General features: G+C 66.7%; 16 protein-coding genes. 10 read left to right on the top strand and 6 right to left on the bottom strand.

What is annotated here, in order from left to right; translation table 11 throughout:
* Nucleotides 1-38 precede the first annotated feature (38 nt).
* From G6R19_RS03205 to hemL, 4 genes are all read left to right on the top strand, one after another.
* On the top strand, nt 39-944 hold the full coding sequence (locus G6R19_RS03205) for a uroporphyrinogen-III synthase (RefSeq protein WP_240341740.1): 906 nt from the start codon (nt 39-41) through the stop codon (nt 942-944).
* A gap of 64 nt (nt 945-1008) precedes the next feature.
* A complete protein-coding gene (gene hemB / locus G6R19_RS03210) occupies nt 1009-1992 on the top strand; it encodes a porphobilinogen synthase (protein WP_163162214.1) in 984 nt (327 codons plus the stop codon).
* Nucleotides 1989-3077, top strand: coding sequence for an LLM class flavin-dependent oxidoreductase (locus G6R19_RS03215; RefSeq protein ID WP_163162215.1), 1089 nt, complete (start codon nt 1989-1991; stop codon nt 3075-3077). The genes hemB and G6R19_RS03215 overlap by 4 nt, the downstream gene beginning before the upstream one ends.
* A gap of 13 nt (nt 3078-3090) precedes the next feature.
* Entirely contained in the window at nt 3091-4422 is a 1332-nt protein-coding gene (hemL, locus tag G6R19_RS03220) for a glutamate-1-semialdehyde 2,1-aminomutase (protein WP_163162217.1), read from the top strand.
* A gap of 113 nt (nt 4423-4535) precedes the next feature.
* Here hemL and G6R19_RS03225 read toward each other — a convergent pair whose 3' ends face one another.
* The 4 genes from G6R19_RS03225 to G6R19_RS03240 form a co-directional block, all read right to left on the bottom strand.
* Nucleotides 4536-5273 (bottom strand): amino acid ABC transporter ATP-binding protein, encoded by a 738-nt coding sequence (locus tag G6R19_RS03225; protein WP_163162219.1) that lies wholly within the window; start codon nt 5271-5273, stop codon nt 4536-4538.
* Nucleotides 5270-6034 carry an amino acid ABC transporter permease gene (locus G6R19_RS03230; protein WP_163162221.1) on the bottom strand — a complete coding sequence of 255 codons (765 nt, stop codon included), beginning with the start codon at nt 6032-6034 and terminating at the stop codon, nt 5270-5272. Before G6R19_RS03230 ends, G6R19_RS03225 begins: the two co-directional genes overlap by 4 nt.
* Nucleotides 6035-6050: 16 nt before the next feature.
* The gene (locus tag G6R19_RS03235) at nt 6051-6986 is read right to left on the bottom strand and encodes an ABC transporter substrate-binding protein (protein WP_163162223.1); all 936 of its coding nucleotides are present in this window, start codon (nt 6984-6986) and stop codon (nt 6051-6053) included.
* A 330-nt stretch (nt 6987-7316) separates the two neighbouring features.
* Complete coding sequence (locus G6R19_RS03240; protein WP_163162225.1) at nt 7317-8027, bottom strand: 3'-5' exonuclease; 711 nt, start codon at nt 8025-8027, stop codon at nt 7317-7319.
* Between the two features lie 63 nt (nt 8028-8090).
* Here G6R19_RS03240 and G6R19_RS03245 point away from each other — a divergent pair, with 63 nt between their 5' ends.
* The 3 genes from G6R19_RS03245 (at nt 8091) to G6R19_RS03255 (ending at nt 15351) form a co-directional block, all read left to right on the top strand.
* The gene (locus G6R19_RS03245; RefSeq protein ID WP_163162227.1) at nt 8091-8507 is read left to right on the top strand and encodes an MGMT family protein; all 417 of its coding nucleotides are present in this window, start codon (nt 8091-8093) and stop codon (nt 8505-8507) included.
* 92 nt (nt 8508-8599) lie between these two features.
* A complete protein-coding gene (locus G6R19_RS03250) occupies nt 8600-11857 on the top strand; it encodes an ATP-dependent DNA helicase (protein WP_240341757.1) in 3258 nt (1085 codons plus the stop codon).
* On the top strand, nt 11854-15351 hold the full coding sequence (locus G6R19_RS03255) for an ATP-dependent DNA helicase (RefSeq protein ID WP_163162231.1): 3498 nt from the start codon (nt 11854-11856) through the stop codon (nt 15349-15351). Before G6R19_RS03250 ends, G6R19_RS03255 begins: the two co-directional genes overlap by 4 nt.
* Here G6R19_RS03255 and G6R19_RS03260 read toward each other — a convergent pair.
* Nucleotides 15338-16636: a macrolide 2'-phosphotransferase gene (locus tag G6R19_RS03260; protein ID WP_163162233.1), complete on the bottom strand. Its 1299-nt coding sequence runs from the start codon at nt 16634-16636 to the stop codon at nt 15338-15340. The genes G6R19_RS03255 and G6R19_RS03260 overlap by 14 nt on opposite strands.
* Before the next feature lie 151 nt (nt 16637-16787).
* On the opposite strand from G6R19_RS03260, the gene nudC reads away from it, so the two are divergent.
* Genes nudC through G6R19_RS03275 form a run of 3 tightly spaced genes read left to right on the top strand, consistent with a single transcriptional unit; the run spans nt 16788 to nt 20608 of the window.
* On the top strand, nt 16788-17810 hold the full coding sequence (gene nudC, locus G6R19_RS03265; protein WP_163162235.1) for an NAD(+) diphosphatase: 1023 nt from the start codon (nt 16788-16790) through the stop codon (nt 17808-17810).
* Between the two features lie 57 nt (nt 17811-17867).
* Nucleotides 17868-20000, top strand: coding sequence for an ATP-dependent DNA helicase UvrD2 (locus G6R19_RS03270; RefSeq protein ID WP_163162237.1), 2133 nt, complete (start codon nt 17868-17870; stop codon nt 19998-20000).
* Entirely contained in the window at nt 19997-20608 is a 612-nt protein-coding gene (locus tag G6R19_RS03275; protein ID WP_163162239.1) for a M48 family metallopeptidase, read from the top strand. Before G6R19_RS03270 ends, G6R19_RS03275 begins: the two co-directional genes overlap by 4 nt.
* A gap of 6 nt (nt 20609-20614) precedes the next feature.
* Here the strand turns inward: G6R19_RS03275 and G6R19_RS03280 are convergent, their stop codons facing one another.
* Entirely contained in the window at nt 20615-22066 is a 1452-nt protein-coding gene (locus G6R19_RS03280; protein WP_163162241.1) for a zinc-dependent metalloprotease, read from the bottom strand.
* Between the last annotated feature and the right edge of the window lie 217 nt (nt 22067-22283).

Here is a 22283-nt window from a genome sequence, read left to right on the forward strand (position 1 = left end):
CGCCGTGTCCAGGACCGCCCTCTTGGGGAGGGGTAGGCGTGGCGGACCACACCGCCAACGGAGCAACCGGGTTCGGGAGCGGGAAGCTGCTTAGGGGGGCCCGGGTACTGATCACCCGCAGCCCGGAACGCTCACTGCCCCTGGTAGCGGCACTTGAGGAGGCCGGCGCCGAAGCGCTCCTGCTGCCGCTGATCGACTTCGAACGTGCCGCGGACCAGCACTCCCTAGACGTGGCCTGCGATGCGCTCGGTGCCGGCGCGTTTGACTGGTTGATCATCAGCAGCGCCACCACGGTCCATGTGCTCACCGCCAAGGCAACCGAACGGGGCCTCACGCTGCGCCAGTGGATACCCGCCGCCACCCGGATCGCTGCGATCGGACCGGCCTGCCGGCGTCTCCTCGAAGCCGCCGGCTTGCCGGTGGATCTGATGCCCAGGGACGAGCAGTCCGCTTCGGGACTGCTCGAGGTATGGCCCGCCAATACCGGCAAAGTACTTCTTCCCCAAGCGGACATCGCGCCTGGACGACTCGCCGAAGGGCTGACGGCGGCAGGCAGCACGGTCACCGCAGTGACCGCCTACCGCACCGTCGATTATCCCGCGGCAGCGGAGCGCAGGCTGGTCTCACCGCCGGAGGATGCGGGGCCGGGGCGGGGCACGCCGTCGTACTCCCTGCTGGCACCGGAAGCAGCCGCCGCCGAAATTGCGGCCGGGCAGATCCAGGCAGTAGTCGCCGCCTCGCCCAGCGCCGTCCGGCGAATCCATGGGCTCTCGCCGCTGCACGGCTGCCGCCTGGTGGCGATCGGAAGGTCGACGGCGGAACAGGCCGCCGCCCTCGGCATGCCTGTGGCTGCAATCGCCGGCGAGCCCACGCCACAAGGGCTGGTGGCCGCCGTCGAAACGGCACTTGGAGCCGGTGGAAATTCCTGCCGGCAACCACCCTGACCTGCCGGAAAACCGCCAACCGGAACTTCCGCCCACCCCTCGAACCATTCCCAAGGACAGGACCATGACTTTTCCGAGCGACCGCCCCCGCCGCCTCCGCACCACACCGGCCATGCGCCGGCTGACCGCTGAAACCCGGCTCGCGCCGGCCGAGCTGATCCTCCCGGCCTTCATCCGGGAAGGCCTCACCGAGCCGAACCCGATCACGTCGATGCCCGGAGTTGTCCAGCACACCACGGAGACTCTCAAGCGGGCCGCGGCAGAAGCTGTTGAGCTCGGCCTTGGCGGCATCATGCTGTTCGGCATCCCGGAGACCCGGGACGCCGAGGGCACCGCCTCCGTTGACCCCGACGGCGTCCTGAACAAGGCCATCCGGGATGTCCGCTCGGAGGTCGGCGACGACCTGGTGGTCATGAGCGATGTTTGCCTGGATGAGTTCACCGACCACGGGCACTGCGGCGTACTGGACGCCGAGGGTTATGTGGACAACGACCGCACCGTTGAGATCTACGCCCGGATGGCCGTGGCACAGGCCGACGCCGGTGCCCACATGCTGGGCCCGTCGGGCATGATGGACGGCCAGGTTGCCGCCATCCGCGCCGCCCTGGACCAGGCAGGGCACACGAATACCTCCGTTATTGCCTACGCGGCGAAGTACGCGTCGGCCTTCTATGGTCCGTTCCGGGAAGCCGTCGACTCCCAGCTCAAGGGGGACCGGCGCACGTACCAGATGGACGCCGGCAACCGCACCGAAGCCCTTCGCGAGGTTGAACTGGACCTCGCCGAAGGGGCAGACGTGGTGATGGTGAAGCCGGCCATGAGCTACCTGGACATCGTGGCCGACGTGGCGGCTATGAGCCCGGTCCCCGTTGCGGCCTACCAGATCTCGGGGGAGTACGCCATGATCGAGGCTGCCGCCGGGAACGGGTGGATTGACAGGCGTGCGGCCATCACCGAATCCGTGCTCGGCATCCGCCGCGCCGGCGCCCATATGGTGCTGACCTACTGGGCAGCGGAACTGGCCGGCTGGCTGAAGGAGTCCCGATGAGCGAAATCCCGCCCCTTCCCACGGCTCCGGTGGCCGCGGACCGGATCCTGATCGGGCTGAACACCTTCGGCGACGTCGGCGAGAACCCGGACGGCAGCCCGCAGCCGCATGCCCAGGTGCTGCGCCAGCTGCTCGAACAGGCTGAGCTGGCGGACGCCGTCGGACTTCACGCCTTTGGTGTTGGCGAGCACCACCGCAAGGACTACGCGGTATCCGCGCCCGAGGTTTTCCTCGCGGCCGCTGCCGCCCGCACCACCAGGATCCGCCTCGGCTCCGCGGTCACGGTCCTGAGTTCGGATGATCCCATCCGGGTTTTCCAGCGGTTCTCCACCGTTGACGCCCTCTCGAACGGCCGCGCCGAAGTGATGCTGGGCCGGGGCTCCTTTATTGAGTCCTTCCCGCTGTTCGGGCTGGACCTCGCAGACTATGAGGTCCTGTTTGAAGAGAAGCTGGAGCTGTTTGACAAGGTACGGGCGCAGAAGCCGGTGCACTGGGAAGGCCGCACCAGGCCGGCCCTTTCCGGCCTGAGCGTCTACCCGCCCCTGGAACGCCACCTGCTGCCCACCTGGATCGGTGTCGGGGGAACACCCGAGTCGGTCCTCCGCTGCGCCCAGTACGGCTATCCCATCATCTTCGCGATTATCGGCGGGCAGCCGCGCTCGTTCCGGCCGCTGGTGGACCTGTACCGGGAAGCCATGTCCAAGTACGGCCACCCGATGCAGCAGGTTGCCACGCATTCGCCCGGCCATGTGGCAGATACCGACGAACAGGCCCGGGAGGAACTCTTCCCGCACTGGCTGAAACTGCGGAACAAACTTGGGGCCGAGCGCGGCTGGGGACCTGCCGGAAGGGGGGAGTTCGACGCCTTGTGCGCTCCCGAGGGAGCCCTGTATGTGGGATCGCCGGAAACGGTGGCACGGAAGATTGTCCGGCTCAAGCAGAACCTGGGCGTGGACCGCTTCGACCTCAAGTACAGCAACGGCCCCTTGCCGCACGCCGCCATGATGCGCTCCATCGAGCTCCTGGGAATGGCAGTGGCGCCCCGGGTGGCGGAACTGCTCGCATCCGAAGCACGGGCTAACTGAGAGAATGGGAACCATGACTTCCAGCAATCCTCGCAACGAGGCACTATTCGACCGCGCCCGCCAGCTGATGCCGGGCGGAGTCAACTCTCCCGTGAGGGCCTTCGGGTCCGTGGGCGGGACTCCCCGCTTTATGGTTTCCGCCAAAGGCCCGTATCTGACGGACGCCGATGGCAAGGAATACGTGGACCTGGTCTGCTCCTGGGGCCCGGCGTTGCTTGGCCACGCACACCCGGCCGTGCTGGAGGCCGTTCACGCTGCCGTGGACCGCGGCCTTTCCTTTGGCGCCTCCACCCCTGACGAGGCGAACCTGGCGGCGATCGTCCAGGAACGCGTGCCGGCGGTGGAGCGGCTCCGGATGGTCTCCACCGGCACCGAAGCAACCATGACGGCCGTCCGCCTGGCCCGCGGCTTCACCGGCCGGAACCTGATCATCAAGTTCGCAGGCTGCTACCACGGGCATCTGGACAGCCTCCTCGCGTCGGCGGGTTCGGGCGTTGCCACGCTCGCCCTGCCAGGCTCGGCCGGCGTCACCGAGGCCACCACGGCCGAAACCCTGGTGCTGCCGTACAACGACCTCACCGCCGTGAAGGAAGCCTTCGCCACCCACGGACCCAACATCGCCGCCGTCATCACTGAAGCGGCGCCGGCCAACATGGGCGTGGTAACACCGGAGGACGGCTTCAACCTTGGCCTGTCCCGCATCACCCGCGAACACGGGGCACTGCTCATCGTGGATGAGGTGCTCACCGGGTTCCGCACCGGCTACTCCGGGTACTGGGGCCTCACCGGCGGCGCGCCGGACGCCGCTGAACCGTGGACGCCGGACCTGCTCACCTTCGGCAAGGTCATCGGCGGGGGAATGCCGACGGCGGCCCTCGGCGGACGTGCCGACATCATGGATCATCTTGCCCCCACCGGTCCGGTGTACCAGGCCGGGACGCTCTCCGGGAATCCGGTGGCGATGGCTGCGGGTGTCGCCACCCTGACGCACGCCACCCGGGACGTCTACTCCTTCATTGACGTCCGCTCGCTGGAGCTCTCCTCCGCCCTGTCCACTGCACTGGACGACGCCGGGGTGGACCACTCAATCCAGTTCGCCGGAAACCTTTTCTCGGTGGCCTTTGGCACCTCGGCCAACGGGGTGCACAACTACGCCGACGCCCAGGCGCAGGAGAGCTTCCGCTACGCGCCGTTCTTCCACTCCATGCTGGAGTCGGGCGTCTACCTGCCGCCGTCGGTCTTCGAGGCCTGGTTCCTGTCCGCCGCGCACGACGACACAGCCATGAACCGCATCTTCGACGCGCTTCCGGCTGCAGCAAAGGCGGCAGCGGCCGCACAAGGCTAGTTCCGCCGTCGGGCGTGTTGTCTCTCTTGAGGGACATCCCGGCAGCCTGACATCAAAGAAATCCCCGGCCGCATTATGCAGCCGGGGATTTCTTTGTGTGCCTGGGCCAGGAGCTACAGAACGTCCGAGAGGAAGTTCTTCAGGCGGTCCGTAGCGGGGTCGCTGAAGATCTGCTGGGGAGGACCGGATTCCACCACAACGCCGGCGTCCATAAACGTCACCGTGTCCGAGACGTTGCGGGAGAAGCCCATCTCGTGGGTCACCACCACCATGGTCATGCCGCCCTTCGCGAGGTCCGTCATGAGCGCCAGGACGCCCTTGACGAGCTCGGGATCCAGAGCGGACGTAGCCTCGTCAAAGAACATGACTTCCGGCTTCATGGCAAGTGCCCGCGCTATCGCCACGCGCTGCTGCTGGCCTCCGGAGAGGTTTGCCGGGCGGGCGTCGGCCTTGTGCTTCAGGCCCACCAGGTCCAGCTGCTCCAGGGCCTCGGCGCGGGCCTGTTCCTGCGGCAGCTTACGCAGCTTCCTCAGGGCCAGGGACACATTGTCCACCACCGTTTTGTGCGGGAACAGGTTGAACTGCTGGAACACCATGCCGATCCGCTGCCGGAGCTCGTCAGGGTTGTCCTTCAGGACCGAACGGCCATCCAGGAGGATATCGCCCTGATCGGGTTCGATCAGCCGGTTCATCACGCGCAGCAGTGTGGACTTACCGGATCCCGAAGGGCCGATGACCGAGGCAGTGGTTCCCTTCTCCACGTGCAGGTCAATGCCGCGGAGAACGTGGTTGTGCCCAAACGATAGGTGCAGGTTCTTGCCGGTCAGGGTTCCGGATGCGAATTCCGTCATGCCTGTGCCCCCTTGCCGATAGGTGCTGCCAGCTCATCCGGTTCCTTCTTTTCCGGCTTGCCGGTACGGAGCCGGTTGTCGATGAAGTTCACGAAGTGGGTCAGCGGAACGGTCAGGATCAGATACAGCACACCTGCGGCCACCAGCGGAGAGAGGTTGCCGGTGTTGGCCATGGCGTCATTTCCGATCCGGAAGATCTCCCGGTCCGAGGCAGCCAGGCCAAGCATGAACACCAGCGAGGAATCCTTCAACAGCGAGATGAACTGGTTCACCAGTGCGGGAAGGACCCGGCGGATGCCCTGCGGCACCACCACCAGGCGCATGGAACTGCCGTAACTGAAGCCCAGCGCCCGGGATGCCTCCAACTGGCCCTTCTCCACGCTCTGGATGCCCGATCGGAAGATTTCACCGATGTAGGCTGCCGCGATGAGCGTCAAGGCCAGGATGCCCAGGGGGTAAGGGTTCCGGGACCCGGTGATTTCCCGCGCGATGGGACTGAGCCCGATGCCGATGACCAGGATCACCAGGATGGCAGGGAGCCCACGGAAGATATCGGTGTAGATGCGCGCCACCCAGCGGGCCCCGGCGTTGCGGGAAATCCCCATCATGGCCAGCGCCAGGCCCAGCAGGGAACCCAAGACGCCGGAGGCCACAGCCAATATCAGGGTGTTGGGCAAACCAACCATAAGCAGGGCGGGAATGACTTTTGCCATTTCCTCCCAGTTGAAGAAGGTGTCAGCCAGTTGATCCAAGAGATCCATGGACGTTGCGGCTCAATCAGCTCTGGGGAACCGTGGCGGCCTTGCTGCCCGGCTTCCAGTCGCTCGGCATCTCGCGGTCCGGGTACCACTCCTTGGTCAGCTTGGACCAGGTTCCGTCAGCGATAACGGCGTCCAAGCCGGAATTCAGCGCGTCGATCAGCGGCTGGTTGTCCTTGGCCACCGCGTAGGCAGTGAAGTTCTGGGTGTTGACGACGGACTCGGCGATGACGGTGCCGTCGCCTTCCTTCACCTGGCCGGTGGCCTGCTGGGACGGGGCGACCCACGCGTCAACCTGGCCGTTGCGCACGTTGGCGTACACGGTGGCGTAATCCGGGAAACGGATCGGCTCAAGCTTCAAGGTGTTGGTGACATAGTCGTCCTGGACGGTGCCCTGTACGACGCCGATACGGAGGTCGCCGGTGAGGTCGGCGAAGCCCTTGACGTCACTGTCGGTCTTGGCAACGACGGCCATGAAGCCGAAGTCGTAGCCGTTGGTGAAACCGACATTCTGGCGGCGGGCGTCCGTGGTGGAGATGGAGGAGGAGCCGACGTCGAACTGTTTGGTCTGCACCTGGGAAAGGAGTGCCGAGAAGTCCGTGGCAACGAACTCGACCTCAAGGCCGAGCTTGCCGGCGATGGCGCGCAGCAGTTCGTTGTCGTAGCCGGTGAACTTGCCGGAGGGGTCAATGAAGATGTTCGGCGGAGCGTCCGAGAGGGTGCCCACCTCGAGCTTGCCTTCAGTGTTGAGGCCGAGCTTGGTCTTGTCGATCTGATCGATCGGGGTGACGTCGGCGGTGGTGTACTTGTCCAGCGTCTGCTGGTCACTGCCGGCGAGGGCATCCGTGGGCGTTCCGGTGGGCTCGGCAGATCCTGAGCCGCATGCTGCGAGGGAAACCGCGAGGGCGAGTGCCACGGGAGCGGTTGTGAGCCACTTCATCGCTTTGATTTTCATCAGGTTGTCACTTTCATTGAGTCATAAGTCAACCGGGCCGCAAGGCTGCGCTGGTGGCGCCTGGCACCTGCCCGGTGCTGGTCAAGCAAGGCCAGGGCAGGGGTGACCGCAAAACTTTATTGTCTCACTTCGGCGTTTCCGGTCCTGATGGTGAAGAAGCGCGGATGGGACGTGACCTTTGGCGAACAAAATTCGGCCCGGGACAGTTTCGCCTGCCCAGCTGGTGCCCGGCAGGGCCGTCGCAGCGAATCCCCGCAGCCTGAAAGCAAGCTGCCTTATGAAGCGATATGACTGTGAAATATATCTCGCAGCGGCAGGCCGGCCCGAGGGCTAGAAGCCGCCGGCACTGGCGTCCTGCGGCGGGAGCACGGGCCAGTCGCCTTCGATCACGGCTGTCGGCTTCGTCTTGCGGAGGTAGCCCTGGAAATCCGCCGCCTGGCTCACGGCCCAGTCCACCTGAAGCTGGTGCAGCTGGCTGGCAGGCATGCTCAATTTCGGAAACTTCCCAGCCATGGCATCCAGGACCTTCAGGGTGGCCAGGGCGTCAGCGGCGGACGTATGGGCATTGTCCAGGACCACGCCGTACTCTTCGCACAATGCAGTCAGGGTTCGTTTGCCCTTGCGGTATCGGTCCACCTGCTTGTTCATGATGTAGGGGTCCAGGACCGGGAACCGGGTCAGTTGCGGGACCCCATAGCGGGCCGACTCGGCTGCGAGCACTGTGAAATCGTAGCTGGCGTTGAACGCGATGACCGGCGTACCGTCGTCGAAAAGCCCCTGCAGCACTGCCGCAAGCTCCTTCGTCACCTCGTGGGCGGGCCTGCCCTCGCGCCTGGCCTGTTCAGTGGTAATGCCGTGCACATCACTGGCTTCGGTGGGTATTTCAATCCCTGGATCGGCCAGCCACTCATGTTCCCTGATGACCTCACCCTTGTGGTCCACCACAGTGACTGACGCCGTCACTATCCGGGCCGCACGCGAGTTGCGGCCGGTGGTTTCGAGGTCGAAGGCTGCTCGGGGAAGGGTGTTCCAGGTGCTCATACGTCCACGCTAACGGCGGCCACCGACAATTCCCGGGAGCGCCACTGCAGCTACATTGGATCAATGCGGATTGAGTATGTGGAGGCGGTACTGGCCATCGTGAGGCTGGTTCCGGCCGGGGCCGCAGTGTCATACGGGGACGTCGCCGAGCTGCTGGGATCTGGCGGACCGAGGCAGGTCGGTTCCGTCATGAGCCACTACGGCAGCGGGGTTCCCTGGTGGCGGATCCTCAAGGCAAGCGGACACGCTCCGGAGGGACACGAAGTGAAAGCCCTGCGCCACTACCTCGAGGAGGAAACCCCCCTCACAGGCGACCATGAAACCTACCTGCGGACGGGGGAGGGATCCTGGCGGGTGGACCTTTCCGCGGCACGCTGGGCGCCGACAGCTGAAGATTTTGAGCAGATCGACGCGGTCTCCGGGGAGTTGGAGCGTCGGCTCCATAAATTGTCGGTGGCTGATGATGGAATGTCGGCGTGACAGTAACAGTTCCCTTCACAGGTCCCCGCGACGAGTACCGGCACGTACCAGCAGCCGGTTTTGAAGCCGAATTCGATACAGCAGCCGGCGCATTGGACGACGGCGGGACCGGGCGCCCTGGCCAGACCGGTTCTCCGGGCCTCAAACTGCTGCCGCCGCGGCGGCTCAACGCCGAAGCCCCGTCGCTGACCTCCGATCAGCAGGCAGTTGTGGACGTGGCACAAGGATCCGGTCCTGTCCTGGTACCGGGGGCACCGGGCACGGGCAAATCCACTGTCCTGATCGAAGCCGCCGTCACGCGGGTGCTGCGGGACGGGGTTGACCCCGAGCGGATGCTTATCCTGGCCCCGGCCAGGCTCGCCGCCGATTCCCTCCGCGACCGTTTCACGGCCAGGCTGGACAGAAGCCTCAGCACGACGCCGGCCCGCACCTGGGCGTCCTACGCCTTTGATGTCCTTCGGCGCGCCAAGGCCGAAGGAGTGCTGCCCCTCTCAAGGCCACCGCGCCTGCTGTCCGGTCCGGAGCAGGACCTCATCATCAAGGAACTCCTCGAAGGCCACCGCCTGCCAGGGCTGGAGCTGCCGTGGCCTGACGATCTTGCGGGAGCCCTGGAGACGCGCGGCTTCCGGCAGGAAGTACGGCAGCTGTTCGACCGCGTTATCGAGTCCGGCCTGACCGCCGCGGACCTCGCCCATCTGGGCCGCCAGTGCGACCGGCCTGACTGGGTTGCCGCCGCCGGGTTGTACGCGGAGTACCGTGACGTCCTGGACCTCAGAATGCCAGAGGCCTTTGATCCCGCTGGGATCATCACCGCGGCACGCCAGATCTTCCAGGACGTCCCGGAATTTCTGGCTGCCGAACGCGAGCGCCTGCAGGTGATTGTCGTTGATGACGTGCAGGAGGCAAACCCTGCCGTCTTTGAGCTTCTGGCGGATATCGCCCGCGGGATGGACTGCTTCATTGCCTTCTCCCCGGACACCGTCGTCCAGGGCTTCCGGGGAGCCCGCCCGGATCTGGTGGCCGAACTGCCGCGCCTGCTGTCGCCGCACGCCCCCGCCCTGGAGCGGCCCCTGCGGTACGCACACCGGCACACCCAGGCGCTGGCAGACGCGTGGTTGGGGGTTGCCGCACGTATTTCGCAGCGTGCCGGCGGGCAGTTGGCAAGGCAACTCGAGCAGCCGGCGGGGGACCGGGCGCAGGGAGTTGTGGAAGCCCATCTCGTGCCGTCAGCAGTGCATGAACTCCGGTATGTGGCCCAGCGCATCCTGGACCAGCACATCAACCACGGGCGGGACCTGGCCGACATCGCGGTGATTGTGCGTAATGGCGGGCAGGTCAGCGAGCTGCAGCGTTACCTGTCCGGCCAGGGGGTCCCGGTTCGCGTGCCTGTGGCCGAGTCGGCTGTCCGGGACGAAGTGGCGGTACGGCCCCTGCTCGACGCATTTGCCGTCGCCCTTGACCCCACCCTGCTGACACCTGAAACAGCTGTATCCCTTTTGACCTCCCGCATCGGCGGTGCCACGTCCATCGAGCTGCGCCGGCTGCGGCAGTCGCTGCGGCGCGAAGAACTCCTGGGCGGCGGAGGCCGCACCAGTGATGCCTTGCTCGTCGAAGCCCTGCTCGAACCCGGGGCACTGTCCTCCCTCGGCATGGAAGGCCGTGCGGCGCGGCGCACGGCAGGCATGATCCAGGCAGGACGCAAAGCTGCCTTCGAGCCGGGTGCCAACGCCGAGTCCGTGCTGTGGGCCCTTTGGAATTCCACCGGTCTTTCCGCTGCCTGGACGGAGACGGCTTTGTCCGGCGGGCCGCACGGTGCCCGGGCGGACCGCGACCTTGACGCCATGATGGCGCTTTTCCACACTGCCGAACGGTACGTAGACCAGATGCCCGGTGCCGGTCCGGAGCAGTTCCTTGAGTACCTGCTGAACCAGGAGCTCCCCATGGACACGCTGGCCGCCCGCGCCCAGTTGGACGACGCCGTGGAACTGATGACTCCCGCCAGCGCAGCAGGGCGGGAATGGCCTGTGGTCCTGGTGGCCGGGCTCCAGGAAGGCGTATGGCCGAACACACGGCTACGCGGTGAACTCCTGGGCAGCACCCTCTACGCCGACGCAGTTGAGCACGGAGCACCTTACGCCCTGCAGCGGGATCCGCTGAGCCGATTGCGGGACATCCGGTATGACGAACTGCGGAGCTTCTCCACGGCGGTGTCAAGGGCGCAGGAGCTCCTGATCTGCACTGCCGTCTCCTCAGAGGACGATCAGCCGTCCTCCTTCCTGGATTACGTCTCACCCCCCAGCCCGGACCAGGCGGGCCGGGAATTCACCCCGGTGGAGCGCCCCATGACCCTGCGTGCGCTGGTTGCCGAACTGCGGCAGTATTCGCAGCTCGACGGAAAGCATGCGGCTGAGGCGGAGGAAGCGGTCAGGGTTCTCGCCCGGCTCGCGGCTGCCGAGCCGCCCGTGGCCGGCGCGCATCCCGGAAGCTGGTGGGGGCTGCCACAGCTGACCTCGTCCGATCCCGTGGTTCCCCCCGGCGGAACAGTGTTTGTGTCGCCGTCGAAAGTTGAGACGGTCCAGAAGTCGCCGCTCGACTGGTTCGTGCAGGCAGCAGGCGGCGAAGCGGCCACCGATTTCGCGAGGAGCCTGGGCACGCTGGTCCACGCCATCGCACAGGAACTGCCGGATGCGTCCGGAGCGGAGTACATCGCGGAACTGGTGCGCCGGTGGCCCGCGCTGGGGATGAAGGACAACTGGGAGGGAAGACTGGATTTCCAGCGTGCGGAGGCCATGGTCCGCAAGCTAGCCCAGTATGTGCTGGTTATGAGGAGCGAAGGCCGGAGCCTGCTGGGGGTCGAGCAGGACTTCGAGGTGGCGCTTCCGGACGTGGCTGTGGACGACGGCACGGCCCGCGCGGCAGTCCTCCGCGGCCAGGTGGACCGCCTGGAAATCGACAGCGAGGGCAGGCTGGTCATCGTGGATCTCAAGACAGGAAAACGCCAGCCGGGTAAAGCGGAACTCTCCACGCATCCGCAGCTCGGGGCCTACCAGGCCGCAGTGCTCGCCGGGGGCTTCAGCGAAAGTCCCGGCGGGAGCACCGCTGCAGTTCCCGGCGGTGCAGTACTTGCGCAACTTGGAACGGGAACAAAAAATCCAGGCATCCAGCAGCAGGATCCGCTTGACCCCCAGGAGAACTGGGCTTTGGACATGGTGAAGGAGGCCGCCACTGTGATGGCCGGCAGCGAATTCCTGGCACGGCACGATCCAGCGAAGGGAAGCCACGGCGGACACGGCTGCCGGCTCCCGGAAGTGTGTCCGTTGTGCGTACGGGGAAGGCAGGTCACCGAATGAGCGTGGAAGCAGCCGTGGCCGCACCCAACGTCCCTGAAGCCCGGTTCACGCCGGAAGAGCTCTCCCTGCTGCTGGGCGAAAAGAACGTGCCCACGCGGGAGCAGTCGGAAATCATCAGTTCGCCGCTGACTCCGCGGCTGGTCATCGCAGGCGCCGGATCGGGCAAGACTGCCACCATGGCCGACCGCGTCGTCTGGCTGGTGGCCAACGGCTGGGTCCGGCCGGAGGAAGTCCTCGGGGTGACCTTCACCCGCAAGGCCGCCGGTGAGCTCGCGTCCCGGATCCGGGCGAAGCTGGCCGCCCTGCAACGGCTGGCCAGCCAGGACACTGCGCACCGGCTGTTCCCGGCACAGCTGGTCAGCAGCGATTCCCTCGAGCCCAAGGTATCCACCTACCACTCCTTTGCCAGCGGCATCGTGTCCGACTATGGACTGCGGCTGGGCGTGGAGCGGGACGTGGTCCTCCTCGGCGGAGCGCAGGCGTGGCAGCTGGCCAGTGAAGTGGTGGAGGCCTACGACGGCGAGTACGCACACTTCCGTTCTGCAAAGTCCACCCTGGTGAAGGCGGTCATCCAGCTGGCCGGGGAATGCGCCGAGCACCTCCAGGAGCCCGAGGACGTGGAAGCCTGGCTGATGGCACGGCTGTCCGAATTCGAATCGCTGCCGTACCAGGCGGGCAAAAAGAAAAACCCGCCCCAGGCGGCGGCCGAGCTTGCTGCGATGCTGCGGACAAGGGCCAGCGTGGCGGACATGGTTGGCCGGTACGCGGCAGGGAAGCGGGCGCGGGGTGCCCTTGACTTCGGCGACCTTGTGGCGCTCGCCGCCAAGGTGGCGCAGGAAGTTCCGTTGGCCGCACACATGGAACGGCAGCGGTACAAAGTGGTGCTGCTCGACGAATTCCAGGACACCTCCTATGCCCAGCTGGTGCTGTTCTCGAGGCTCTTCGGGGGCGGGCATGCGGTGACCGCAGTGGGTGACCCCAACCAGTCGATCTACGGTTTCCGCGGCGCCTCGGCCGGGCAGCTTTTCCACTTTGTCCGGGAATTCCCCGTGACCACTGGTCCCGCCGGGGACGGACAATGGGCTCCTGCCCCCACGTCCTACCTGACATCGGCCTGGCGGAACGGCCGGTCCATCCTCTCGGCAGCCAACGTTATGTCCGAGTCCCTGGGCAAGGCAGCAGCCCAGCGGGGACCGGCCGGCGGGGGAGGGGCGGCACCAGCGGACGTGCCTCCGTTGCAGCCCAGCCCGGGCGCAGTTGAGGGAACGGTGGTGCTGGGGCGGTTCGGGACAGATGTCGATGAAGCGTGCGCAATCGCAGAGGACGTTCTGAAGTACCGGGTGACGGACTTTGAGCTTAAACCCGACGGGACGCCTGTACCGCCTGCCCTTGCCGTCCTCTGCCGCCGCCGCGCGCAGATGGAGACCATCCGGCGCCAGTTTGAAGCCAGGGGAATCCCGTATGAGATCGTCGGACTTGGCGGGCTCCTGGATACCCCCGAGATCGTGGACCTCGTGGCGACGCTGCGTGTGCTTGCCGACCCAGGACGCTCCGACTCGCTGATGCGCCTCCTCGCGGGTGCCCGCTGGCGCATCGGGCCGGCCGACCTGATGGCGCTGCGCGACTGGTCCAGCCAGCTGGCGCGCCGGCGGGGACACGTCGCCGAACGGTCCGTTGACGGGCAACCGGACGACGACATCAGTGAAACGGTCCTTGAGAGCGACCTGACTGACGGTGCCAGCCTGGTGGAAGCCCTGGACTGGCTGCCCCGGGAGGGCTGGACGTCCGCCAACGGCAGGGCGCTCACCCCCGGTGCCCGCAGCCGGCTTGCCCGGCTGTCCTCTGAACTGCGTCAACTCCGGAGCTACCTCGGGGATGACCTCACCACCTTGCTGGGCGAGGTTGAGCGGGCCATGCTGCTGGATATTGAAGTGGCCGCGCGGCCAGGCATCAGCATCCACCAGGCCCGCCGCAACCTTGACGCCTTCCAGGACGCCGCCGCGGGGTTCCTGCGCACCTCCCAGCGTGTGGACATCCTTGCGTTCCTGTCCTGGTTGGAAGCCGCCGCCGCTGAGGAAAACGGGTTGGAAGCGCCGGCCAGTGACGTGAACCGGGAGGCTGTGCAACTGCTGACAGTCCATGCGTCGAAGGGCCTGGAATGGGATGTGGTTTTTGTCCCCGGGCTCAATGCGGGGGCCTTCCCCAGCGACAGGGACTCCCGGTGGAGCAGCGGCTCGGCCGCCCTGCCCTGGCCGCTCCGGGGCGACCGTGCCGACCTTCCCCAGTGGGACCTCGACCAGCCGGACCAGAAGGGCTGGCTGGACGCCGAAAAGGACTTCAAGTCGGCCGTCCAGGCCCACGGGGAGTCCGAGGAACGCCGCCTCGCCTACGTGGCCTACACCAGGGCCAAGCACGTCCTCTGGGCGTCCAGTCCTGCGTGGGTGGGATCCCGGGCAGGGCGTGCCGAGATGTCACCGTTCCTTTCCGGGCTGGAGGCACTCACCAGGGTGTCCGAGGGCGGGCAGCGGCCGGCTGCTAGAGTCCACCCGGGGTCACTGGAGGAAGCCGCTCTACCCGAAAAGAGCCCGCTCACCCTTGAAGCAGAAGTTGCCAACTGGCCGTACGACCCGCTTGAGGGGCCCGTGGATCCGCGCACCGGGAACCGCCTGCGCCTTTCGGGCGGACGGCGGCAGGCAATGGAAACAGCCGCTGCCCGGGTTCTTGCAGCCCTGGGAAACCAGGACAGGGACGCCGCTCCGGTCCTGCATCCACCGGAAGCCCCTCCAGGGCAGGCTGGGCCGGGCAGGGAACTGACCGGGGTGGCACGGGGATGGGCCCGGGAAGCGGCGCTGCTGCTGGAACGGCGCACCAGGAGGAGCGCCGGCCGGGAAGTGCACCTGCCCGGCCACATCTCCGCGTCCACCCTGGTGGAACTGCGGGAGGACCCCGCCGCGGTGCTTGGCAGGCTCCGCAGGCCCGTGCCACGGGAACCGGGCATGTCAGCCCGGAAGGGAACCGCGTTTCACGAATGGGTGGAGGAGTACTTCGGTGCCGCCGGCATGCTCGACCTCGGTGAAGCTCCGGGCTCGGATGACCACATTGATGCTGCTTACGACCTCGACGCCATGGTGGCAACTTTCAAGGCGTCTCCCTGGGCCGAACGGTCGCCGGCGTTCGTGGAGGTTCCGGTAGAGACCCGCGTGGGCGACGTCGTGGTGCGTGGGCGCATTGACGCGGTCTTCCGGGACGCCGACGGCCGGTGGGACCTGGTGGACTGGAAGACCGGACGGCGGCCGTCCGCGGCCCAGCTCAGGACCAAATCCGTGCAGCTTGCCGTGTACCGCCTTGCCTGGGCGCGGCTGAAGGAGGTACCTCTCGAGGAAGTGCGGGCGGCCTTTTTCTACGTCGGGGACAACGAGGTTGTGCGTCCCCACGACCTCGGTACAGCCGGCGAGCTGGAGGAGATTGTGGCGGCTGCCCTCAGTTCTTCGTGACGTCCACGATGGAGATGGCGGCCGTGGACGTGTCGTCCAGTTCCTTCTTCTCCTCCGCCTTGGCCGGCCCACTGTCCACCGCCGTTCCACGGTCCACTGCCTGCCCACTGTCCCCCGCAGGGTCCTTTACGCCAGCCTCAGCCGGGGGCTCCACCGGGATGGGAGTGACGTGGACCGCCGGCTGGACCGGGGCCGGAACCGGCAGCGGGACTACCGTAACGGCCGGCCCCGAACCTGAAGGACCGGCGTCGGCCGCCACGACCGCTGACACCTTCCCGGTGGCTGCGTGGGCACCCGTGCCACCGGCAGCGGACAAACCGGTCGCCGGAGCGCCCGCCGCCGGCTGCGGCTCCACGCTGATCGGCTGCCCGCCGTGCTCCTCGATGTCCCGGGCAAGGGTTCCGAGCATCTCTTCTGCTTCTGAAATCATGCCCGGGTCATCCGAGGCGATCCCCTTCACCAGGTACTGGGCCAGGGCGAATTCGGCGGAAAGTGCTGCCCGGCGCAGGAGGTGGTTGTCCGGGGTGTCCCTGCGGCTGGCCGTGTAGGCGCCCAATACCGCGTCCACGAAGTCCTGCTCGTTGGAGGCAACAAGCCAGGCGAAGTCGTCGGCGGGATCGCCGATCCTCAAGTCGGTCCAGCCGGTGACCGCCGTCACGCGCTGGCCTTCCAGCAGGAGGTTGTCCTCGTGAAGGTCGCCGTGCACTACGCTCGGGTTGAAGCGCCACAGGGATACGTCTTCCATGGCATGCTCCCAGCGGAGCAGCAGGGCGGGCGGGATTTTTCCCGTGGTGGCAGCCTGGTCAAGTTCATTCAGCCGCCGCTGCCGGAACTCGTTGGGGGTGTAGCTGGGCAGGTCGGCATTGCTGACCAGCGAATGGGGCAAGTCGTGGATGGCGGCAAGGGCGACGCCGATCTCCCGGGCGAGGGCATCCGGGCCTGCGGTCAGTTCCTCGACGCTGCGCGTGCTGCCGGCCAGATGGGAGTAGACAAACGTGCTTAAGGTACCCAGGCGCACGCTGCCGGCAACGGTGGGCATCAGGAAGGGCAGTTCGGCCCTGATGGCCGGGGCGAAGGCACGCAGCACGAGGAATTCCGTCTCAAGCCGGGCGCTTGCCTCGGCGTGCCGCGGTGAGCGCACGCGCCACCGCTTGCCCTCGGAATCGAGCAGCAGGGCGGAGTCGAAGTCCGCAGGGTCATCCGGGGCAGAGCTAACGGCCGTCGGGGTCAGTCCGGGGACTGCCGCGGTTGCAACGGCTGCCAGTTCAATCGGTTTTCTTCTCACCGTTCCACGGTAGATTGCGTGCAGTCCAAGACACCGGTCCAAGGACGGCGAGTCTTCAGATATAGTCCAAATCAGGGTAGGCAGGGGAGCACGGCCACGGGGGCGTGGCCCCCAAATATCAATTGTCGGTCCCAGTCAGTACGGTGGACACATGAGCCATACGGAGTCTGCAACACCAGTCCACCTGGGCAAGGCGGCCCGGCTGCCGGCGAACCACCTCATGGACACGGTACTCCCGGTGCCCCCCGCGCTGGTGGACCGCGGATCCGTCGCCCGGGCACAACCGGGAATGGTGGAGGAACTCCTCGCCACACCAGACACCGTGGCGGTTGTCCTCTCCGGCAGGCAGGGGCTGATCCATGCCGGCGGGCTGTTCATGTCGGCGGCCCGGCCACTCCTTAAGGAACTGGCCGCAGCAGGTACGGCGCCGCAGCTAACGGTTTACCTTGGTTCCGCCCTGCCCGATTCGGACCTTGCGCCGGGTACCCAATTGTTGCTTTTCGTCCTGGCGGAGGCGGTGGAGCCTGGAACTGCCGGGATTCCCTCGGATGCTTCATGGGCAGGATTCCGGGACGTTGCCGCCGGGCTCAGTCCAACACATACAGCCCTTTTTGTTGAAGCCAGTGCCATTGCCAACTGGCATGCCACGCACACGCATTGTCCGCGCTGCGGTTCTCCCACGGAAGTGGAAGCCGGGGGATGGGTGCGGCGCTGCCCGGCTGATTCGTCCGAACACTACCCGCGGACCGATCCCGCCATCATCGTTACCGTCGTGGGCCCGGACGGCCGCCTCCTCCTGGGCGGCGGCGGGGCCCGTGATGCCAGGAACTACTCAACCCTGGCGGGGTTCGTGGAACCGGGGGAATCCCTGGAGCAGGCAGTGGTACGGGAAATCCACGAGGAAGTTGGAGTGAGGGTTGCTGCCTGCCAGTACCTTGGCTCGCAGTCCTGGCCCTTCCCTGCCTCCCTTATGCTTGGATTTACCGCCGTCACCGAAGACGCCGAGGCAACACCCGACGGCGTGGAGGTCACCAGGGCGCGCTGGTTCAGCCGGGAGGAACTCCAGGAAGCTGTGCTCAGCGGCGAGATCACCATCTCCAGCCGGCTGTCGATTGCCCGCTCCCTGATAGAGCACTGGTACGGCGGACGTATTCAGGACCGGGTTGGCGCCTGAAGCCCTACTTATCCACCAGACTCCAGCACGCGGTAGTCGAGACGAAAAAGCAGCAAAGTGACTACAGAAAATTTTGACGGCGCAGCGTCCCTGGAGGACCGGATCCTGGGCGGCCTGGACGCCGAGCAGCGCGAGGTTGCCAGCACGCTGAACGGCCCGTTGTGCGTTCTCGCCGGCGCCGGCACGGGAAAGACGCGGGCCATCACCCACCGCATCGCCTACGGCGTGCACTCAGGTGTTTACACCCCCCAGCGGCTCCTGGCCGTGACCTTCACTGCCCGCGCGGCCGCGGAGATGCGCAGCCGGCTGCGGGACCTGGGCGCAGGCAACGTCCAGGCCCGGACCTTCCATGCAGCAGCACTGCGCCAGCTGCAGTTTTTCTGGCCGCAGGCTGTCGGCGGGACCCTGCCCAACCTGCTGGACCACAAGGCCCAGATGCTCGCCGAGGCAGCCCGCCGGCTGCGATTGAGCACGGACAGGGCCTCGATCCGCGACCTTGCTTCGGAAATTGAGTGGGCCAAAGTGTCCATGCTGACGCCCGCCAACTACCTGGAAAACGCCCAGGACCGCGGAGCCCCGGGTGGTTTCGACCTCACCGCCGTCGCCCGGGTCTTCCAGTCCTACGAGGATGTTAAGACGGACCGCAATGTCATCGACTTCGAGGACGTCCTCCTGATCACGGTGGGCATCCTGCAGGAGGACGAAAAGGTTGCCGCCACCGTCCGTGAGCAGTACCGGCACTTTGTGGTGGACGAGTACCAGGACGTTTCCCCGCTGCAGCAAAGGCTCCTTGAACTATGGCTGGGAGGCAGGGACGAACTGTGCGTCGTGGGGGATGCCAGCCAGACCATCTATTCGTTCACCGGGGCCTCCCCGAAGCACCTCCTGGAATTCAAGGCCCGCTATCCGCAAGCCAACGTGGTGAAACTGGTCAGGGACTACCGCTCCACGCCCCAGGTGGTAAAGCTCGCCAACGATCTCCTCGCCGGCAGGCGGAGCAGCGGAGCCGCCGCTGACGCCGCCTGGGCCGCTCCGCTCCAGCTCGTGGCCCAGCGGCCGGCCGGGCCCGCCCCCCAGTTCACCGAGTGCTCGGACGATGAAGCGGAAGCCGCCACAGTGGCGCAAAAGATCAAGGCATTGCTCGACGCCGGGACTCCGGCCAGCGAGGTGGCTGTCCTGTTCCGCACCAACGGGCAGTCCGAGGCCTATGAACAGGCTCTTGCTGCCGCCGGCATCGGCTACCAGCTGCGTGGCGGCGAGCGCTTCTTTGCCCGAAAGGAAGTACGCGATGCCATCCTCCAGCTGCGGGCAGCCACCCGGGCTGTCTCGGCGGAGTCGCCGGAACCGCTGGGCCAGTTGGTCCGGGACATCGTCGCTTCCCTCGGCTATACCGAGGCAGCACCCCACAACGGCGGTGCGCTCCGTGAACGCTGGGAGTCCCTCGCGGCGCTCGTGGCCCTCGCGGACGAACTCGTCCAGACCCGTGGACCGGAGTTTGGGTTGGCCGACTTTGTGAACGAACTCCAGGAGCGTTCGCTGGCCCAGCATGCACCCACAGTGCAGGGCGTCACCCTCGCCTCGCTGCACGCGGCCAAGGGCCTGGAATGGGACGCGGTGTTCCTGGTGGGACTCAGCGAAGGCTTGATGCCCATTTCCTTTGCCGACTCGCCGGAATCCGTGGACGAGGAGCGGCGGCTCCTCTACGTGGGGATCACCCGCGCCCGCGAACACCTCTCACTGTCCTGGTCCACGGCCAGGACTCCCGGCGGCCGGGCCAACCGCAAACCATCCAGGTTCCTTGACGGCCTGCGCCCGGATTCCGTTGCCGGCTCAAATATCAGGGGCAAGGGGCCCGCGCCCCGCCGCAAGGCAGCCGCGCCGGCTGTCTGCAGGGTCTGCGGCAGCATGCTGGCCACCGGTGCGGAACGCAAGGTGGGGCGGTGCAACGCCTGCCCGCCGAGCTACGAGGAACAAACCTTTGACGCCCTGCGGACCTGGCGGCGCGAAGTGGCCCTCGCCGCCGACGTTCCCGCCTTCGTGGTGTTCACCGACGCAACGCTCACGGCCATTGCCGAAGCCCGGCCGGCCTCCCTGGAAGAACTTGCGGCGCTTGCCGGAGTGGGACCGTCGAAGCTGGAACGCTACGGCGAAGACGTTCTGCGGGTCCTGGTGGAAAGCACCTCACTGTGATCACCACCGAGGGCGGCGCCCCGGTCGAGGTGCGGCGCTCCGCCCGCCGGACCCGGACTGTCGCCGCCTTCTGGGAGAACGGGACCGCCGTGGTAGCCATCCCGGCGCGGTTCACAGCAGCCCAGGAAAAGGAATGGGTCCAGCGGATGCTGGCCAAGCTGCACCGGCAGGGGGAACGGCGCTCGGCTTCCGGCCGGAAGCGCCCTGCCTCGGACGCCGCCCTGGCTGCCCATGCGGTCCGGCTCTCCGAACGGTACCTCAGCGGAAAGGCCGTGCCGGCGTCGGTTCGCTGGGTCAGCAACCAGAACTCACGGTGGGGTTCGGCCACCCCGGCGGACGGCACTATCCGTCTCTCGGACAAGCTCCGCCCCATGCCCCAGTGGGTCATCGATTATGTACTGCTCCATGAACTCGCCCACCTCCTGGTGGCCAGCCACAATGCGGCGTTCTGGAAGCTGCTGGCGGCCTACCCGGAGACCGCGCGGGCGAAGGCATTCCTGGAAGGGGTTTCCTTCGCCATGGCCCGCGGCCTTCCGGACAGCGAAACGGGGGACGGAACCGGTGCCGTCCGCCCCGGCGGGGACCGCTGGACGGACGACGCCGACTAGGCCGGCTTAGCTTTTAGGCCCGCCGTCCTGCCCATCAGCATCCGGATCCTCGGCCCGCTTCCCGTCCTGTCCGCCGTCAGCGTCTTCGTTTCCGCTGGAGGGGGAGGGGGAGTCGTCAAACCCGCCGCTCAGCAACTTCTGCAGGGCGTCGTCCACCTCGGTGTCGCTGGCTTCCGCCAGTTTCCGGCGTCCGCTGAACCCGCGGGGATCGTCCAGGTCCTCTGCGGTGGGCAGCAGGTCGGGGTGGTGCCAGATTGCGTCACGGCCTTCAATGCCGCGTTCTTCTTTCAGCGTGGCCCACAGTGTGGCAGCATCCCGCAGCCGGCGGGGGCGCAACTCCAAACCAACCAGCGAAGCGAAGGCGTGCTCCGCCGGGCCGCCGGTGGCGCGGCGGCGGCGAACGGTTTCGCGAAGAGCGCCCGCTGACGGAAGGACCTTTTCCGTGGCCGCAGCAGTGAGTTCATCCACCCACCCCTCCACCAGGGCGAGCGCCGTTTCCAGTTTCTCGAGCGCCTGGTCCTGGGCGGGCGTCCGCTGAGGCATAAATACGCCCTGCGACAGGGCTTCCTGGATGCCCTCGGGATTGCCGGGATCAAGATCCCGCGCCAGTTCCTCAATGCGGGAGGTATCGATATGGATGCCCCGTGCGTAGGCCTCGATGGCGCCAAGCAGGTGGCCCCGCAGCCATGGAACCTGGACAAAGAGCCGGGCGTGGGCAGCTTCCCGAACAGCGAGGAAAAGCCGGATGTCGTTCTCGGGCAGGGAGAGCCCTTCTCCAAAAGCGGCGACGTTGAGGGGCAGCAGGGCCATCTCAAGATCCGCGAGGGGCACTCCGATGTCGGTGGAGCTGACCACATCCGTGGAGAGGGCGCCGATGGCCTGCCCCAGCTGCATCCCGAAAATGGCGCCGCCCATGTTTTGGAGCATGGACGAGGCTCCGCCCATCATGGACTTCATCTCCTCCGGCATCTGCTCGGTCATTGCGGAGGAGAGCGCATTGGCGATGCTGTTGGCGACCGGCTCGGTCAGCCTCTTCCAGGTGCCAAGGGTTGCCTCCACCCACTCCGCCCGGGACCACGCCCGGCCGATCAGGCCCGTGGCGGGAAGATCCGTGACGGGGTCCAGCCACAGTTCGGCGAGCCGCAGGGCCTCGTCCACTTCGCGGGACTGCTGTGAGGTGACCGATGGATCCGCGCTGCCCGCCGCGACCCGCCGCGCATTCTCGTGGGCCAGCTTCCAGTTCACCGGGCCCTCGGACGGCGCGCTCATCATGGCCTGGACCTGGGAGAACATCTGGGCCAGGAGGTTGGGGTCGTCGGGAAGGCCGGCAGCCTTTGCGAGCTCGGCAGGGTCGAAATTCTCCATCCCCTTGCCGCCCATCAAGTTTTGCAGCATCTCTGTCAACGGGTCCTTGGGGGTGTCGTCGCCGTTGGACGGATTAAGTGGGTTGGAGGTCATGATCCCGCCGATCGTCGGTGTGACTGTTGATCAACCTTCACGGTACCCCGGTGGTGGACGGCTGTCTGCCGGAGTGCGTTACCGTTCGCTGTAGGCAAAGAACTGGGCCTGCCGGCACCGCGTAGTGTTGGTTCAGTGACTACAACCCGTGGCGGCCACCCATCCGAGGATCACGCTGCCGAGCTCCCTTCCGGTCCCTGGCACGGGGAATCAGGCG

Source organism: Arthrobacter sp. Alg241-R88, assembly GCF_900537115.1.
In the GTDB taxonomy this organism is placed as follows: Bacteria; Actinomycetota; Actinomycetes; order Actinomycetales; family Micrococcaceae; genus Arthrobacter.